The sequence below is a fragment of the Streptomyces sp. NPDC001714 genome (assembly GCF_042892755.1).
Classification (GTDB): Bacteria; Actinomycetota; Actinomycetes; order Streptomycetales; family Streptomycetaceae; genus Streptomyces.
The window spans coordinates 171,213-188,349 of sequence record NZ_JBIAUL010000013.1 but is presented as its reverse complement, the minus strand read 5'-3'; the positions used below and the strand labels follow the sequence as shown (position 1 = coordinate 188,349).

The 17,137-nt window shown below is 71.1% G+C and carries 15 protein-coding genes; 5 read left to right on the top strand and 10 right to left on the bottom strand.

Annotated elements, in window-relative coordinates:
* Positions 1–3 precede the first annotated feature (3 nt).
* From aroC to ACFY0P_RS31250, 7 genes are all read right to left on the bottom strand, one after another.
* Positions 4–1,188 carry a chorismate synthase gene (gene aroC, locus ACFY0P_RS31280; RefSeq protein ID WP_388920458.1) on the bottom strand — a complete coding sequence of 395 codons (1,185 nt, stop codon included), beginning with the start codon at positions 1,186–1,188 and terminating at the stop codon, positions 4–6.
* 166 nt (positions 1,189–1,354) lie between these two features.
* Complete coding sequence (locus ACFY0P_RS31275; protein ID WP_388920455.1) at positions 1,355–2,194, bottom strand: shikimate dehydrogenase; 840 nt, start codon at positions 2,192–2,194, stop codon at positions 1,355–1,357.
* Positions 2,175–3,917: an endolytic transglycosylase MltG gene (gene mltG / locus ACFY0P_RS31270; protein ID WP_388920452.1), complete on the bottom strand. Its 1,743-nt coding sequence runs from the start codon at positions 3,915–3,917 to the stop codon at positions 2,175–2,177. Before mltG ends, ACFY0P_RS31275 begins: the two co-directional genes overlap by 20 nt.
* A gap of 123 nt (positions 3,918–4,040) precedes the next feature.
* Positions 4,041–4,505 carry a Holliday junction resolvase RuvX gene (gene ruvX, locus ACFY0P_RS31265; RefSeq protein ID WP_388920449.1) on the bottom strand — a complete coding sequence of 155 codons (465 nt, stop codon included), beginning with the start codon at positions 4,503–4,505 and terminating at the stop codon, positions 4,041–4,043.
* Positions 4,506–4,519: 14 nt separating this feature from the next.
* Positions 4,520–7,192 (bottom strand): alanine--tRNA ligase, encoded by a 2,673-nt coding sequence (gene alaS, locus ACFY0P_RS31260; RefSeq protein ID WP_388920446.1) that lies wholly within the window; start codon positions 7,190–7,192, stop codon positions 4,520–4,522.
* Positions 7,192–7,539 (bottom strand): hypothetical protein, encoded by a 348-nt coding sequence (locus tag ACFY0P_RS31255; protein ID WP_362584750.1) that lies wholly within the window; start codon positions 7,537–7,539, stop codon positions 7,192–7,194. Before ACFY0P_RS31255 ends, alaS begins: the two co-directional genes overlap by 1 nt.
* Before the next feature lie 12 nt (positions 7,540–7,551).
* A complete protein-coding gene (locus ACFY0P_RS31250) occupies positions 7,552–7,992 on the bottom strand; it encodes a DUF948 domain-containing protein (RefSeq protein ID WP_388920863.1) in 441 nt (146 codons plus the stop codon).
* 180 nt (positions 7,993–8,172) lie between these two features.
* Here ACFY0P_RS31250 and ACFY0P_RS31245 point away from each other — a divergent pair, with 180 nt between their 5' ends.
* The gene (locus ACFY0P_RS31245) at positions 8,173–10,338 is read left to right on the top strand and encodes an ATP-binding protein (RefSeq protein ID WP_388920443.1); all 2,166 of its coding nucleotides are present in this window, start codon (positions 8,173–8,175) and stop codon (positions 10,336–10,338) included.
* Positions 10,339–10,365: 27 nt separating this feature from the next.
* Here the strand turns inward: ACFY0P_RS31245 and rpsD are convergent, their stop codons facing one another.
* The 3 genes from rpsD to ACFY0P_RS31230 form a co-directional block, all read right to left on the bottom strand.
* Positions 10,366–10,980, bottom strand: coding sequence for a 30S ribosomal protein S4 (gene rpsD, locus ACFY0P_RS31240; RefSeq protein WP_093505354.1), 615 nt, complete (start codon positions 10,978–10,980; stop codon positions 10,366–10,368).
* Between the two features lie 311 nt (positions 10,981–11,291).
* Positions 11,292–12,647 carry a replication-associated recombination protein A gene (locus tag ACFY0P_RS31235; RefSeq protein ID WP_388920440.1) on the bottom strand — a complete coding sequence of 452 codons (1,356 nt, stop codon included), beginning with the start codon at positions 12,645–12,647 and terminating at the stop codon, positions 11,292–11,294.
* Between the two features lie 59 nt (positions 12,648–12,706).
* Entirely contained in the window at positions 12,707–13,363 is a 657-nt protein-coding gene (locus ACFY0P_RS31230; RefSeq protein WP_351487740.1) for a vitamin K epoxide reductase family protein, read from the bottom strand.
* Positions 13,364–13,509: 146 nt separating this feature from the next.
* On the opposite strand from ACFY0P_RS31230, the gene ACFY0P_RS31225 reads away from it, so the two are divergent.
* The 4 genes from ACFY0P_RS31225 to ACFY0P_RS31210 are packed head-to-tail and all read left to right on the top strand — an operon-like array spanning position 13,510 to position 17,034.
* The gene (locus tag ACFY0P_RS31225) at positions 13,510–14,376 is read left to right on the top strand and encodes an ABC transporter ATP-binding protein (RefSeq protein ID WP_388920437.1); all 867 of its coding nucleotides are present in this window, start codon (positions 13,510–13,512) and stop codon (positions 14,374–14,376) included.
* Positions 14,373–15,221, top strand: a complete 849-nt coding sequence (locus ACFY0P_RS31220; protein ID WP_388920434.1) for an ABC transporter permease — start codon at positions 14,373–14,375, stop codon at positions 15,219–15,221. The genes ACFY0P_RS31225 and ACFY0P_RS31220 overlap by 4 nt, the downstream gene beginning before the upstream one ends.
* The gene (locus tag ACFY0P_RS31215; protein WP_388920860.1) at positions 15,218–16,414 is read left to right on the top strand and encodes a sensor histidine kinase; all 1,197 of its coding nucleotides are present in this window, start codon (positions 15,218–15,220) and stop codon (positions 16,412–16,414) included. The genes ACFY0P_RS31220 and ACFY0P_RS31215 overlap by 4 nt, the downstream gene beginning before the upstream one ends.
* Positions 16,411–17,034: a response regulator gene (locus ACFY0P_RS31210; protein WP_388920431.1), complete on the top strand. Its 624-nt coding sequence runs from the start codon at positions 16,411–16,413 to the stop codon at positions 17,032–17,034. Before ACFY0P_RS31215 ends, ACFY0P_RS31210 begins: the two co-directional genes overlap by 4 nt.
* The last annotated feature ends 103 nt before the right edge of the window (positions 17,035–17,137 follow it).

The window sequence follows — 17,137 nt, the reverse complement described above, 5'->3', positions numbered from 1 at the left end:
TGGTCACCGGATGGCCAGGTTCTCGAGGTACGACCGGACGTTCCGCCGGGTCTCGGGGACCGAGTCGCCGCCGAACTTCTCCGCGACCGCGTCCGCCAGGACGAGCGCGACCATCGCCTCCGCGACGATCCCGGCCGCCGGCACCGCCGACACGTCCGAACGCTGGTGGTGGGCCTGGGTGGCCTCGCCGGTCGCCACGTCCACGGTCTGCAGCGCCCGCGGCACGGTCGCGATCGGCTTCATCGCGGCCCGCACCCGCAGCAGCTCACCCGTGGACAGGCCGCCCTCGGTGCCACCGGCCCGGCCGGAGACCCGGCGGATGCCCTCGGGCGTGCTGACGATCTCGTCGTGGGCCTTGGAGCCGGGCACCCGGGCCAGCTCGAAGCCGTCGCCGATCTCGACGCCCTTGATCGCCTGGATGCCCATCAGGGCACCGGCGAGGCGGGCGTCCAGCTTGCGGTCCCAGTGGACGTGCGAGCCGAGGCCGACGGGGACGCCGTAGGCCAGCACCTCGACCACACCGCCGAGGGTGTCGCCGTCCTTGTGGGCCTGGTCGACCTCCGCGACCATCGCCTTGGATGCGTCCGCGTCCAGGCAGCGCAGCGGGTCGGCGTCCAGCTTCTCGACGTCGGCCGGGGTGGGGTAGACGCCGGCCGGGGCCTTCACGGAGCACAGCTCGACGACGTGCGAGACGATCTCGATGCCCGCCGTCTCCTTCAGGTACGACCGGGCGACGGCGCCCAGCGCCACGCGGGCCGCGGTCTCCCGGGCGGAGGCCCGCTCCAGCACCGGCCGGGCCTCGTCGAAGCCGTACTTCTGCATACCGGCCAGGTCGGCGTGGCCGGGGCGGGGCCGGGTCAGCGGGGCGTTGCGGGCCAGCCCGGCGAGGATCTCCGGGTCGACCGGGTCGGCCGCCATGACCTGCTCCCACTTGGGCCACTCGGTGTTGCCCACCATGATCGCGACCGGGGAGCCGAGGGTGAGGCCGTGCCGGACACCGCCGAGGAAGGTGACCTCGTCACGCTCGAACTTCATGCGCGCACCGCGGCCATAGCCGAGCCGCCGCCGCGCCAGGTGGTCGGCGACCATCTCGGTCGTGATCGGCACGCCGGCGGGAAGGCCCTCCAGCGTCGCGACAAGTGCGGGACCGTGGGACTCCCCCGCGGTCAGCCAACGCAGCCTGCTCAACGATGCTCCTCAGTGCTCGCGCCCTGGTACTGCCCTGCGTACGCGCGTCCTCGCGCACGGCGACGGCCGACCGGGTGGGCGGGCCCCGGTCCGTCATGTCCGATCCTCCCACGTCCGGGCCCCCGACCCGGCGCCCGGTCCAGCAGACGGACGCGGATCGGTCAGGTCAGCGCTCGGCGAGCGCCTTCTCCCCGGCCCGGCGCATGGCGTCCAGCGGTGCCGGGGTGCGGCCGGTCATCTGCTCGACCTGGAGCACGGCCTGGTGCACCAGGAGGTCGAGGCCGCTGACGACGGCGCCTCCGGACATCGACCAGCGGGCGGCCAGCGCGGTGGGCCAGGGGTGGTAGAGGACGTCGAAGAGGGTGGTGGGGCGTTCGGGTACGGCGGCGGCGAGGGCGTCGGTGGTCCCGGCGGGGGTGGTGGCGATCACCAGAGGGGCGTGCAGGGCCTGCTCGGCGTCGGCCCAGTCGGCGGTGCGGACGTCGACGTCGAGCCGCTCGCCCCAGTGCCGCATCTCGGCGGCGCGCTCCTCGCTGCGGACGTAGGCGACGACCTCGCCGGTGCAGATCCGGGCCAGGGCGGCCAGGGCGGAGGACGCGGTGGCACCGGCGCCGAGGATGGCGGCGGAGCCGACCTGTTCGATGCCGTGCTCGCGGAGCGCGGCGACCATGCCCGGGATGTCGGTGTTGTCCCCGACCCGGCGTCCGTCCTCGGTGAAGACGACGGTGTTGACCGCGTCGACCGAGGCGGCCGTCTCGCTGATCTCGTCGACCAGCGGGATGGCCGCCCGCTTCAGCGGCATGGTCAGCGACAGCCCCGCCCACTCCGGCCCCAGCGTCCCGAGGAAGCCGGGCAGCCCGGCCTCGTCGACCTCGAAGCGCTCGTACGACCAGTCGGTGAGCCCGAGTTCGTCGTACGCGGCCCGGTGCAGCACCGGGGAGAGGGAGTGGGCGATGGGCTTACCGAGCACGGCGGCCCGGCGGGCATCAGTTGCCCGAGTTGGCATTGAATTTTTCCTTGAGCTTTTCGAATTCGTCGTTGGTCTTGGCGAATTCGGTGTTGTTCACGCCGTCGGTCGCCACGAAATACATCCAGCCGTCGTCGGTCGGATTGAGTGCCGCCTTCAGCGCGTCCTCGCCGGGGTTGCCGATCGGACCGGGCGGAAGCCCCTTCTGGGTGTAGGTGTTGTACGGGTCCCTGTTGCTGTTGATCTCCGACTCGCTGATGTGGATGTTGCTGGTGCCCTTCAGGTAGTTGAAGGTCGAGTCGAATTGCAGCTTCTGGTTCGTCTCGGTGTTCGTGGGCTTGAGACGGTTGTAGATCACTTCCGCCATCTTGCGGAAGTCGTCGTGCGTCTTCCCTTCGGCCTGGACGAGGCTCGCGACCGTGATGACCTGGAGCGGGTTGTCCAGGTCGTACTTCTTGGCCTCCGCCACGAGGTCGTAGGTGGCGTATTCCTCCTTGGCCGCGGCGACCATCTGTTTCAGGATCGCGTCGGGCTTCATGCCCTTGGCCGCGGGATAGGTACCCGGGTAGAGGAATCCTTCCAGCGGGTCCATGATCTTGCTGTTGGTGTTCGCGTAGCTCGGCAGACCGAGGTTCTTGTATTCGGCCCTCGCGACCTTCTTGGAGGTGCCGGCGGAAAGGCCGAGCTTCTTGTCGAGGTCCACATAGACCTTCGCCGCGCGCTCGCCCGGGGTGACCACCACATTGGCCTGGCTCTTCGGGTCGAGCATCAGCAGCACACAGCTCGCGGCGGACATCTCCTTCTTGAGCGTGTAGGCGCCCGCCTGGATCGTGTCGCCCTTCGGGTTCTGCGTCTGCGCGTGAACGAACGCGTCGACGCTCTTGACGACACCGGCTTCCTTCAGCCGACGGCCGATCTCGTACCCGCCCGCGCCCTTGGGGATCTGGACGGTCACGGTCTCGCCGTTGCCGCTACCCGCGTAGTCCGGGGCCGCGCCGAAACGATTTTGGTAGAAGTGCCAGCCGAAGTAGCCGACGGTGGCCGCGCCGCCGCCGAAGACCAGGCAGACCACCAGGCAGGCGCAGCCGCTGCGGCGCTTCTTGGCGCCTTTGCCGCCCTTGGCTTCCTTGCCGCGGCCACCACCGCGTCGTCCTTTCGGGTCGTCGTCGCCCTCGTCGCCGTCGTCGTCGGCGCCCGTGAAGAAGGGATGCTGCTCTTCCTCCTCCTCGACGGCCGGCTCCGGCTGCGGTTCCGGCTCGGGGCGCCGGCGGCCGGGCGGCTCCGGGGGCGGGTAGGCGTCCTCGGTGCCGTAGAAGTCGGGCTGCTCGCCGCCGTAGGCCACGGGCTGCTGGCCGTAGGGGTCGCCCGGGTCGGCGGCGTAGGGCACATGGCCGTGGGTGCCCGTCGCGTCCCAGGTGCCCTGGTGGTACTGCTGCGGGGCATGGCCGACGTACTGCTGGTCGTACTGCTGGTCGTACTGCTGCTGAGCCTGCCCGTGGGCCTGCTGACCGTGCCCGTCGGCGTACTGGAGTTGGCCCTGTTCGTCGTAGTACGCGTACTGCTGCTGGTCGTACCCGCCCTGCGGCTGCTGGCTCCAGTCGCCGTACTGCTGCTGCGACTGCTGCGGGTAGTGCTGCGGCTGGCCGCCGTAGGGGGACTGCTGACCCACGTGGGCCTGCTGTCCTCCCCACCCGTCGTCCCCGTACAACGGGTCCTCCGGGTGCCACGGTTCGGAGCCTGGGCCCCGGCCATACTCAGTCATCGATCCCCTAGAGCCGCGAGGCGGCGCGTCACGCGGCTGGTGGGCCGACTGACCGTTCCGCCTCTTGCTGTGCGGTGGCTGTTCGAAAACCATCGCATCGCGCGGAACGTTACCGTATCGCGATCAGATGACTACTTCGACGCCCTCGCCGGGTGGTTTACCTGACACCCGTTCGGATTCCAGCGCCTGCTGGAGGATGATCACAGCGGCGGCCTGGTCGATGACCGAGCGCCCCTTCTTGGACTTCACCCCCGAGGCCCGCAGCCCCTGACTGGCCGTCACGGTCGTCATCCGCTCGTCGACCAGCCGGACCGGCACCGGTTCGACGCCCTTGGCCAACTCCTGGGCGAAGGCCCGGACCTTGACGGCGGCCGGGCCCTCGCCTCCCTTGAGGGAGCGCGGGAGTCCGACGACGATCTCGACCGGTTCGTACTCCTCGACCAGCTGCCGCAGCCTGCGGTGGGCCGCCGGGATGTCCCGGCCGGGGACCGTCTCGACCGGGGTGGCGAGGATCCCGTCGGGGTCGCACGAGGCGACCCCGATCCGGGCGTCCCCGACGTCGATCGCGAGTCGACGGCCTCTACGCATTTCCGACCGTTTCCTTACTTGGCGGTCTCGGTCACGAGGCGTTCGACGGCGTCGATGGCCTCGCCGACCGCGGCCGGGTTCTGGCCGCCGCCCTGGGCGACGTCCGGCTTGCCGCCACCGCCGCCGCCGAGGGTCTTGGCGGCGGTGCGGACCAGGTCACCGGCCTTGAGGCCGCGGTCGCGGGCGGCGTCGTTGGTGGCGATGACCGTGAGCGGCTTGCCGTTGTTGACCGCGAACAGGGCGACCACGGCGGCGCGTCCGCCCTGGATGCGGCCGCGCACGTCGAGGACGAGCTTGCGCAGGTCGTCCGGGGTGGTGCCGTCCGGGACCTGCCCGGTGACCACGGCGATGCCGCGGACGTCCTTGGCGGACTCGACGAGACCGCCGGCGGCCTGCAGCACCTTCTCCGCGCGGAACTTCTCGATCTCCTTCTCGGCGTCCTTCAGCTTGCCGAGCATGGCGGAGACCTTCTCCGGGAGCTCCTCAGGACGGCCCTTGATCAGCTCCTGGAGCTGGGCGACGACCGTGTGCTCACGGGCCAGGAAGTTGTAGGCGTCGACACCGACGAGGGCCTCGATACGGCGCACGCCCGAGCCGATCGACGACTCGCCGAGCAGCTTCACCAGGCCCAGCTGGGAGGTGTTGTGCACGTGGGTGCCGCCGCACAGCTCCTTGGAGAAGTCGCCGATGGTCACCACGCGGACCCGCTCGCCGTACTTCTCGCCGAACTCGGCGATGGCGCCCTGCTTCTTGGCCTCGTCGATGCCCATGATGTCGGCGCGCACGTCGAGGTCGCGGGCGAGCACCTCGTTGATCTTCTGCTCGACGTCGGTCATCACGGCCGTCGGAACGGCGGACGGCGAACCGAAGTCGAAGCGGAAACGGCCGGGCTGGTTCTCGGAACCGGCCTGGGCGGCCGTCGGGCCGAGGGCGTCGCGCAGGGCCTGGTGGGTGAGGTGGGTGGCCGAGTGGGCGCGGGCGATGGCGGTCCGGCGGCGGGAGTCGATCGAGGCGTGGGCCTTGGCGCCGACCGTCACCTCGCCGACCTGGACGACGCCCTTGTGGACGTAGACGCCCGGCACCGGCTTCTGGGTGTCGCGGATCTCGATCACGGCACCGGAGTCGACCCTGATCCGGCCGGTGTCGCCGATCTGGCCGCCGCCCTCGGCGTAGAACGGGGTGCGGTCCAGGACGATCTCGACCTCGTCGCCCTCGGTGGCGGCCGGGGAGGAGACGCCGTCGACGAGGATGCCGACGATCGTGGTCTCGCCCTCGGTGTCGCTGTAGCCGATGAAGTCGGTCTCGCCGGTCCTGTCGGCGATCTCGCGGTAGGCGCCGGCGCCGGCGTGCCCGGTCTTCTTGGCCTGGGCGTCGGCCTTGGCGCGCTCCCGCTGCTCCTTCATCAGGCGGCGGAAGCCCTCCTCGTCCACCGAGAGGCCCTGTTCGGCGGCCATCTCGAGGGTGAGGTCGATCGGGAAGCCCCAGGTGTCGTGGAGCAGGAACGCCTTGTCGCCGGCGAGGACCTTGCCACCGGCGTCCTTGGTTTCGGTGACGGCGGTGTCGAGGATGTTGGTGCCGGCCTTCAGCGTCTTGAGGAAGGCGTTCTCCTCGGCGACGGCGACCTTCTCGATGCGCTCGCGGTCGGTGACCAGCTCCGGGTACTGCTGGCCCATCATGGCGATCACGGTGTCGATCAGGTCGAGGACGACCGGACCGGTGGCGCCGAGCAGGCGCATGTTGCGGATGGCGCGGCGCATGATGCGGCGCAGGACGTAGCCGCGGCCCTCGTTGCCGGGGGTGACACCGTCGCCGATGAGCATGACCGACGTGCGCATGTGGTCGGTGACGACCCGCAGCGAGACGTCCGAGGCGTGGGCGTCGCCGTAGTGGACACCGGTCAGCTCGGTGGCCTTCTTGATGACGGCCATGGAGGTGTCGATCTCGTACATGTTCTGCACGCCCTGCAGAATCATGGCGAGACGCTCCAGGCCGAGGCCCGTGTCGATGTTCTTGCTGGGCAGCTCGCCGAGGATCTCGAAGTTGTCCTTGCCGATGCCCTCGCCGCGCTCGTACTGCATGAAGACCAGGTTCCAGATCTCCACGTACCGCTCGTCGTTGACGGCGGGGCCGCCCTCGACGCCGAACTCGGGGCCGCGGTCGTAGTTGATCTCGGAGCACGGGCCGCACGGGCCGGGGACGCCCATGGACCAGTAGTTGTCCTTCATGCCGAGACGCTGGATGCGCTCCTTCGGCACGCCGACGACGTCGTGCCAGATGCGCTCGGCCTCGTCGTCGTCCTTGTAGACGGTGATCCAGAGCTTCTCCGGCTCGAGGCCGTAACCGCCCTTGTCCTGGGGGCTGGTCAGCAGCTCCCAGGCGTACTTGATGGCGCCTTCCTTGAAGTAGTCGCCGAAGGAGAAGTTGCCGCACATCTGGAAGAACGTGCCGTGCCGGGTGGTCTTGCCGACCTCTTCGATGTCCGGGGTGCGCACGCACTTCTGCACGCTGGTGGCGCGGTCGAACGGCGGCTTGACCTCACCCAGGAAGTAGGGCTTGAAGGGCACCATGCCGGCCGGGACGAGGAGCAGAGTCGGGTCGTCCGCGATGAGCGACGCCGAAGGGACGACGGTGTGCCCGCGCTCCTCGAAGAAGCTCAGCCAGCGGCGGCGAATCTCAGCCGACTCCATCAGTGGTCCTCATTCCGGTTGTACGAGTACGTCGTCCTGTCATCGGCGTACTTCGGGTTGCTGCGGTTCTCGATGGCGGCGAACCGCCGGGGCGCGGGGAGTTCGGGGTCCGCGTTGATGCCGAGCGCGTCGCCCAGCTCTTCCTCCCGCTGGGCCATGTTGTCGCGGACGTCGAGCGCGAAGCCGATCGCCCGGTCCTTGATCCGGTGGCCGGTCTCCAGGGCCTTGTTCGCGGCGGTGGCGGCGAGGCTCTCGGGGGTCAGCTGCTTCAGCTTGCGGTTGACCTTGGTGGTGGCCCACACTCCGGCGGCGACACCGGTGGTGAACCAGAACGTACGGCGGAACATATGGCCTGGCTCCTACTTTCCCCGGTTCTTCCGACGTGCGGCGGGGACGGTCCGGCCCACGATCACCGTACGCCTGGGCTCCTTCACGGGCACGTCCGCCTTGCGGCCCGCCAGCGCCCGGCGCACGCCGTAGCCGAAGGCCGCGACCTTGACCAGCGGGCCGCCGAAGGTGGAGGCGACGGTGGTGGACAGTGCGGAGGCGTTGGACGTGACCTCCTGGACGTCGGAGGCGATCGCGTCGACCCGGTCGATCTGGGTCTGCGCGGAGCGCACGGCCGCCGAGGCGTCGGCGAGCAGCGGGACGGCCTGGTCGGTCACGTCCGCCACGAGCTTGGTGGTCGCCTTGAGCGTCTGGGCCAGCCTCACGAGCGCCACCGCGAGGAAGGAGACCAGGATCGCCCAGAAGACGGCCACCAGCATCCCGGCCACCTCTCCACCGGACACCGCGCGCACCCGCTCCCTGTCTCGTGCCTGGACCACGTGGATCAACTGCAACGTGGATCAACATCGAAAAGTCTGCACCGAGCCTATCGCGCCGGGGATGGGACTCCGTACCGGATTACCGCGCGCGGGAGGCGGAGTCACGGGAAGCGATTGCACGGACCGAACACGGTTAAGTACGCTCCGTGTCCCATGCGAGGTCCTCAGCGCCCCGGCCCTTCGGCGGGCGGCAATCTGCCCCTGGAACTGACCGCCTTCGTGGGCCGCTCGGCCGAACTCGGCGAGCTGTCCCGGGCCCTGCAGGCCGGCCGGCTGGTGACGGTGACCGGGGCCGGCGGGGTCGGCAAGTCCCGGCTGGCGGCCCGGGCGGCGGCCTGCGCGGCGCCCCCGGACGGGGTGTGGCGGGTGGAGCTGGCGCCGGTGCGCGATCCGGAGTTCGTGGCCTACGCGGTCGTGGAGGCGCTCGGCCTGACCGACCACACCACCCGGCTGCCGCGCGAGACGCTCCTCGAGCAGCTGGCCGGCCGCCGGGTCCTGCTGGTCCTCGACGGGTTCGAGCACCTGGTCGACGCGTGCGCGGAGCTGGTGGCCGAGTTGCTGCGGCGGCTGCCGGACCTGGCCGTGCTGGCGGTGGGCCGGCGGCCGCTCGGGGTGGCCGGCGAGCGGCTGTTCCCGCTGGGGCCGCTCGGCGAGGACGAGGCGGTGGAGCTGCTCGCCGAGCGTGCCGGGCGGCAGGGACTTCGGGTGCGGGACTGCGCGGAGGTGCGGGAGGTGTGCCGCCGCCTGGACGGGATCCCGCTCGCGGTCGAGCTGGCGGCGGGGCGGCTGCGGGCGCTGTCGCCGGGGCAGTTGCTGGAGCGGCTCGACGACCGGTTCCGGCTGCTGACCGGCGGCGGGCCGGACGCGCTCCCCCGCCACCGGACGCTGCGCACCGCGATCGGCTGGAGCCACGAACTGTGCACGCCCGCCGAGCGGTTGCTGTGGGCCCGGCTGTCGGTGTTCGCGGGGACCTTCGACCTGGAGGCCGCCGAGTACGTGTGCAGCGGGGACGGGCTGGCGGCCGAGGAGATCCTGGACGTGCTGGCGGAGCTGCTCGCCCAGTCGGTGGTCTCGCGTGCGCAGACGCGGTCGGGTGTGCGCTACCGGATGCTCGACACCGTGCGGGCGTACGGCGCGGACTGGCTGGCGGCGGCGGGGGACGCGGGGCGGCTGCGGCGCCGGCACCGGGACTGGTTCATGGGGCTGGCGACCTGGTGCGAGCTGGAGTGGTTCTCGCCGCGGCAGGGCGAGGTGGCGGCGCGGGTGGAGGCCGAGCTGCCGAATCTGCGGGCGGCGCTCGACCACTGCCTGACCGAGCCGGACGAGGCGCATCTGGGCCAGTATCTGGCGGGTTCGCTGTGGTTCTACTGGGCGGGCTGCGGGCGGCTCTCGGAGGGGCGGCGCTGGCTGGAGCGGAGCCTGGAGCTGGACTCGGAGTATCCGCGGTCCCGGCTGAAGGCGCTGTGGGTGCTCGGCTATGTGGCGATCCTCCAGGGCGACGCGGTGCCCGCCCTTGCCGCGCTCCAGGAGTGCCGTGCGGAGGCCGAGCTGGCCGCGGACCCGACGGCGGTGGCGTACGCGGAGCACCGGACCGGGTGTCTGGCGCTGGTCACGGACGACATGGCGCGCGCGGAGACGCTGCTGGGCTCGGCCCTCGGCCGCTACCAGGAGATCGGCGAGCTCAACAGCAATGTCCTGATGGCTCAGGTCGAGCTGGCGATGACCAGGGCGTTCCTCGGCGATCTGCCGGACGCGGTCCGGCTGTGCGAGGACGTGCGCCGGGTGTGCGAGGACCACGGCGAGCGCTGGGCCCGTTCGTACGCGCTGTACGTGCTGGCGTACGCGGCCTGGCAGGACGGCGACCACGCGGCAGCCCGGGAGCTGCTGACCGACTGCCTGGGCCACGCCCACGGTTTCCGGGACCTGCTGGGTTCGGTGCTGTCGATCGAACTGCTCGCCCTGGTGACGGTGGCGCAGGGCGACCCGGCGGAGGCGGCGGTGCTGCAGGGCGCGGCCGGGCGGATGTGGCCCTCGGTGGGCCTGCCGTTGTTCGGCTCGGCGCACTACAAGGCCCCGCACGAGCTGTGCGAGGCGACGGCCCGGCGGGCGCTGGGCGACGCGCGGTACACGGAGTGCGTACGGCAGGGCGCGCTGCTGGACCGGGAGGCGGCGGTGGCCCGGGCGCTGGACTACTTCGGGGTACGGCCGCTGGACGCGCTGCCCGCGCCGCGCGGGCCGGTACGGCAGCGGCGGGAGGGCGGCGACATGCGGAAGCCCGCCGCCTCGCCCACCCGGAAGGGCGGGGAGACGGCGGGCTGACGCTGAGGTGCTACACCCGGCCGGTGATCAGCGGGCGTAGTACTCGACGACGAGCTGCTCGTCGCAGATGACCGGAACTTCCTTGCGGTTCGGCTCGCGGTCCAGGCGGAACGCCAGGGCCTTGAGGTTCACCTGCAGGTAGCGGGGGGTCTCGCCGTCGGGGGCGAAGCCACCCTCACGGGCGATCTGGAAGAGCGTCTTGTCCTTGGAACGGTCGCGGACCTGCACGACGTCGTCCGGGCGGACCCGGAAGGACGGCTTGTCGGTCTTCTGGCCGTTGACCTGGATGTGGCCGTGGACGACCATCTGGCGGGCCTGGTAGATCGTGCGGGCGATGCCCGAACGCAGGACCAGCGCGTCGAGGCGGCGCTCGAGCTCGACGATCAGGGCCTCACCGGTCTTGCCCTGCACCTTGGAGGCACGCTCGTAGGCGCGGACCAGCTGACGCTCGGAGATGTCGTACTGCGCGCGCAGACGCTGCTTCTCAAGCAGACGGACCTTGTAGTCCGAGTTCTGCTTGCGGCCGCGGCCGTGCTCACCCGGCGGGTAGGGGCGGGCCTCGAAGTACTTGACGGCCTTCGGGGTCAGTGCGATGCCGAGGGCACGCGACTTCTTGACCTTGGGGCGGGACTGGTTCGCCACTGTCTCTTTCTTCCTTCTGATATTCGGCTTGTCAGGGTTGAGGGAGGTCGCAATCCGCAGCCGGGGAAACCCGCCGGATCCCGTTGCCGGGTTCTGGTGGGCAGCCGCTCCCCTGGTCTGGGCACATACGTGCAGCACGCGAGTGGCCCACCGACCGGTCCCGTCGTGTGTGACCCGACGGATGGTGGTGGGCTGCCCGCGACACCGTTCGACGGTGCGCGACGCTCCTGGATCCCCCTGTCGGGGGTTCCGGCCGGTTGTCCCGCTCTGACTGCGCGGGACTCGGCGCTTCGGGGAAGTCTACAGGCTGCTCAGGACCGCCTGCGACCGAGGTGTTTCCTGGTCCACTCGACCGCGTCGGCGTACCGCGCCTCGGAGCCGTGCCGGGTCGGGGTGTAGTACTCCCGGTCCCTGACCGTGTCCGGGGCGTACTGCTGCTCGGCGATGCCCTCGGGCAGGTCGTGCGGGTAGACGTAGCCCTGCGCGTGCCCCAGCTTGGCGGCGCCCTTGTAGTGGCCGTCGCGCAGGTGCGGGGGCACCTGGCCGGCCAGGCCCTTGCGGACGTCCTCCAGGGCGGCGCCGATCGCGGTGGTCGCGGAGTTGGACTTGGGGGCGAGGGCGAGGGCGATGGTGGCGTGGCTGAGGGTGAGGGCGGCCTCGGGGAAGCCGATCATGGCGACGGCCTGGGCGGCGGCCACGGCTATCGGGAGGGCGTTCGGGTCGGCGAGGCCGATGTCCTCGCTCGCCGAGATCATCAGGCGGCGGGCGATGAAGCGGGGGTCCTCACCGGCCTCGATCATGCGGGCCAGGTAGTGCAGGGCCGCGTCGACGTCCGACCCCCTGATGGACTTGATCAGTGCACTGGCGACGTCGTAGTGCTGGTCGCCGTCGCGGTCGTACTTCACCGCGGCCCGGTCGACGACCTCCTCCAGGGTGCCCAGGCCGATCTCCGTCTCGCCCTTGTCGAGGGCGGCCCCGGCGGCGGCCTCCAGGGCGGTCAGGGCGCGGCGGGCGTCGCCGCCGGCGATGCGCAGCAGGTGCTCCTCGGTGTCCCCGGGGAGGGAGACGGCCTCCTTGAGGCCCCGCTCGTCGGTGAGGGCCCGGCGCAGCAGGCCCCGGACGTCCTCGTCCGTGAGCGGTTCGAGGGTGAGGAGCAGGGACCGGGACAGCAGCGGGGAGATCACCGAGAAGTACGGGTTCTCGGTGGTCGCGGCGATCAGGGTGACCCAGCGGTTCTCGACGGCCGGGAGCAGGGAGTCCTGCTGGGCCTTGCTGAAACGGTGGATCTCGTCCAGGAAGAGGACGGTCTCCTTGCCGTAGCCCCCGGTGGCACGGCGGGCGCCGTCGATGACCGCGCGGACCTCCTTGACGCCTGCGGTGATCGCGGACAGTTCCACGAACCGCTTGTCGGTCGCCTTGGAGACGACGTACGCCAGGGTGGTCTTGCCGGTGCCGGGCGGCCCCCAGAGGATCACGGACGACGGTCCGGCCGGGCCGCCGGAACCCGCGCCGACCAGTCTGCGCAGCGGCGATCCCGGCTTGAGCAGATGCTGCTGGCCCACCACCTCGTCGAGGGTGCGCGGGCGCATCCGCACCGCCAGGGGGCTCCCGGTCGGGTCCTTCTCCTGGCGTTCTTCTGCGGCGGCGGTGAACAGGTCGGGTTCCACGCTGAAACCCTAAGTCACGGCACTGACAATCCCGCCGGGGCCGTCGACGGCCCCGGTAGTCAGCTGGTCCAGAAGTCCCACCAGCGCGTCAGGATCAGCATGCCGATGATGCCGATGTGCAGGACCGGCAGCACCCAGGTGAACTCGCCGAAGAACGACTTCAGCCAGTTCGGGGTCGGCAGGAAGCCCTTGCGGATGTTGAACGAGGTCACGTACCAGAACATGGTGATCGTGGCGACCCAGGCCAGCGAGCACCACAGGCACAGCGCGTTGATCCGGTACAGGGACTGGAACTGCAGCCAGGTGCAGAAGCCCACGCCGAAGAGGGTGCCGAAGTTGAAGGTCAGCCAGTACCAGCGCGGGAAGCGGGCGCGGGCCAGCAGGCTCATGCCGACGCAGATGACGATGCCGTAGCAGACCAGGCCGAGCATGGGGTTCGGGAAACCGAAGGCGGCGGCCTGCTTGGACTCCATGACGCTGCCGCAGGAGACCACCGGGTTGAGGCTGCACCCGGGGGTGAACGTCTTGCCCTCGACCTTGGCTTCCAGCAGCTTGAACTTGTCGATCGTGATGACCCACGCGGCCAGCAGCCCGGCGGCGCCGGTGATGATCAGCAGCAGCGCGAAGGCCCGACTGCCGCCCTCCGTGCGCGGTGCCGCGGAAGCGTGCTCGGGCTCGGGCTCGGTGGAGACGTCCTTGACTGTCGTCTTGCTCATCACGCCGATTCCGTCTGTTTGAGAGTTGGAACTTCTTCGGGCAGGGGCCATTGTGCCGCACGAGGCGCCCTGTCCACCGTTCGGTGGACATAAGGAAGTACGCACGGTCGTCCCGGATCGCTCGGTTCCGGCCGATGCTCGGGGCCATGACAGCACAGGGACACGAACTCGCGGTGGACGTCCGCGGGCTGCGCAAGCGGTACGGCGACGTGACCGCGGTGGACGGCATCGACCTGGGCATCCGGCGGGGCGAGGTGTTCGGCCTGCTGGGACCCAACGGAGCGGGCAAGAGCACGACGGTGGAGATCCTCCAGGGCAACCGGAGCCGGGACGCGGGCGAGGTGTCGGTCCTGGGCACGGACCCGGCGACGGGCACGCGTGCGTGGCGGTCCCGGGTGGGCATCGTCTGGCAGGACGAATCGGCGCCCGCCGAGTTGACGGTCCGCGAGACGGTACGGCACTTCGCGCACTACTACCCGAGGCCGCGCGACCCGGAGCAGGTGATCGGCCTGGTCGGTCTGGAGGCCAAGGCGGACAGCCGGATCAAGGCCCTCTCGGGCGGCCAGCGCCGCCGCCTGGACGTGGCCCTCGGTGTGATCGGCGACCCGGAGCTCCTGCTCCTTGACGAGCCGACGACCGGTTTCGACCCGGCGGCCCGGCGGCGGTTCTGGGACCTGATCCGCCTGCTCGCCGACGAGGGCACGACGATCCTGCTCACCACCCACTACCTGGAGGAGGCCGAGGCGCTCGCCCACCGGCTGGCGATCGTCGCCCGGGGCCGGGTGGTCGCCGAGGGCGAGCCGCAGGCGCTCCGGGACCGCTTCGGCACCGGCGCCACCGTCGAGTGGACCGAGCCCGACGGCACCACGCGGGCGGAGCACACCGAGACCCCGACCAGGAAGGTCGCCGAGCTGATGCGCCGCTTCGACGGCGAGATACCCGGGCTGCGGGTGAGCCGCCCCACCCTGGAGGACGTCTACCTCCGCCTGACCGGACAGGAGAGCGCGCGATGACCACGACGACCACCGTGTCCGTGCGGGCCCGCAGCGGCGACGCCCGCCTGCCGAGCGCCTGGAAGACGGGCCTGCGCCGGGGCGCCCTGGAGATCAAACAGTTCTTCCGCCAGCGCGACCAGGTGGTCTTCACTTTCGCCTTCCCGGTCGTCTTCCTCTTCCTGTTCGCGTCGATCTTCCACGACGACGTCCGGGGCAGCGGCGTCACGGCCTCCCAGCTCTACGTGCCCGCCATGATGGCCTCCGGGATCATGTCCACCAGCTTCCAGTCGCTGGGCATCTCGATCGCGGTCGAACGCGACGAGAAGGCGCTGCGCCGGCTGCGCGGGACGCCGATGCCGCCGGCCGCGTACTTCCTGGGCAAGATCTGGCTGGTTCTCTGCACGGGCGTGCTGGAGACCGCGATCCTCCTGGCCGTCGGCACGACGCTCTACGACGTCTCGCTCCCGTCGGACGCCGGGCGCTGGCTGGACTTCGCGTGGATCTTCGTGCTGGGCCTGACCGGGTGCGCGCTGCTCGGCATCGCGATCAGCTCGGTGCCGAAGTCGGCGAAGAGCGCCAGCTCCGTGGTCGTACTCCCCTTCCTGGTCCTGCAGTTCATCTCCGGCGTGTACATCTCGGTGGACACGATCCCCGGCTGGATGCTGGACATCGGTGCCCTGTTCCCGCTGAAGTGGCTGTGCCAGGGGCTGCGCGGGGTGTTCCTGCCGGACTCGGCGAAGGTCCTGGAGCAGGCGGGCGCCTGGGAGTTCGGCCGGGTCGCCCTGGTGCTGGCCGCTTGGTGCGTCGGAGGATTGGTGCTGTGTCTGCTGACCTTCCGGTGGAAGAACCGGCGCGACGGATGACCGGCCGGGGCACGGCGCGCGACGCCCACGCCTGGGACCGCACGATCCGGCTCTGGGACGTGTACTTCGCGATCGCGTGGGCGGCGACCCTGGCCTTCGTGCTCGGCGCGGAGTTCCCGGGGTGGCCGGTCCGGCTCGTCGCGGCGCTGCTGCTGGTGCCGTTGGTGCCCTGGTACCTGATGGTCGGGCGGGCGCTGATCCAGCTGGAGCAGCCGGCCGAGCGACTGACGACGCCTTACCTGGCCGGCGCGATGGTGCTGTTCCTGCCGTCGGCGGTTTTGGTCGGCGAGACCCGGCTGATGGCGTTCGCGCTGATCCCCCAGTGCTTCATGACCCTGCGCAGGCGCAGGGCGCTGATCGCCGTCACCGTGATCAACCTGGCGCCGGTGGCGGGCTGGGCGCTGCTGTGGCGGCCGGACGCGGCGGCCCTGTTCGGCAACCTCCTCTTCTCCACGGTGACGTTGGTGTTCTCCGTCGTGATCGGCAGCTGGATCATCCGGATCATCGAGCAGAGCGAGGAACGGGCCGAGTTGATCGCGGAGCTGGACGCCAGCCGGCACGAGGTCTCCCGGCTCTCCGCGGCGCACGGCGCGCTCGCGGAGCGGGAGCGGATGGCACGCGAGATACACGACACCCTCGCCCAGGGGTTCACCAGCCTGCTGATGCTGGTCCAGGCGGTCGAGGCGGAACTGGACCACGACCTGCCCCAGGCCCGCCGCCACCTGGCCCTGATGGACGAGACGGCCCGGCAGAACCTCGCCGAGGCCCGTGCGCTCGTCGCCGGCGGCACACCCGCCGACCTGGACGGCGCCTCGCTGCCGGACGCGCTGCGCCGGCTGGTGGACCGGCACGGGGCGGCGGGCCTGGACGTGACCGGCCCGGTACGGCCGCTGCCCGCCGGCGCCGAGGTGGTCGCCCTCCGGTCCTGTCAGGAGGCCCTGACCAACGCCCGTAAGCACGCGGGCAGTCCGGTCTCGGTCGGTATCCGTCTGCGCTACGACGCCGACAGCCTCACCGTCGCCGTCCACGACGACGGCCGCGGCTTCGACCCGGCGGCCGTGTGCTCCGGTTACGGCCTGGCGGGGCTGCGGGCCCGGGCGGCCGAGGCGGGCGGGACGGCGACGGTGCGGAGCGCGCCGGGGGCCGGTACGACGGTGACGGTACGGCTGCCCGTGGGAGGTGGTCCACGGTGATCCGGATCGTGCTCGCCGACGACCATCCCGTCGTCCGCGAGGGGCTGCGCGCGATGCTGAGCGCCGAGCCGGACCTGGAGGTGGTCGCCGATGCGGCGAGCGGGCCGCGGGCGGAGGCGCTGGCGGCGGAACTGCGCCCCGACATCGTGCTGATGGACCTCCGGATGCCCGGCGGCGGGGGCGTCGACTCGATCGTGCGCATGACCGAGGCGGGCCTGCCCTGCCGGGTGGTCGTGCTGACGACCTACGAGAACGACCGGGACATTCTCCGGGCGGTCGAGGCAGGCGCGGCGGGCTACCTGCTGAAGGACCTGCCCCGGGGCGAACTGGCCGACGCGGTACGGGCCGCTGCGCGGGGCGAGACCGTGCTGGCGCCGTCGGTGGCGGCGAGGCTCGTGGACCAGCTGCGGGTACGGCCGGAGCGACCGCGCCTCTCCGACCGCGAGGTGGCGGTACTGCGCCTGGTGGCGGAAGGCTGCACGAACGCGGAGATCGGGCGCAGGCTCTTCATCGGGGAGTCGACGGTGAAGACACACCTGCTGCGGGCCTTCGCCAAGCTGGGCGTGGACGACCGGACGGCCGCGGTCACGGGCGCGATGCGGCTGGGCTTGCTGGACTGACCTCTCGCCCACCCGCCCACCAGACTCGGTCGGTTGAGCAGCGAGGTCGAGCCCCTCTCATCGCATCTCCCCACAACCACCCGCCCCGCCCACCCGCTTCTCC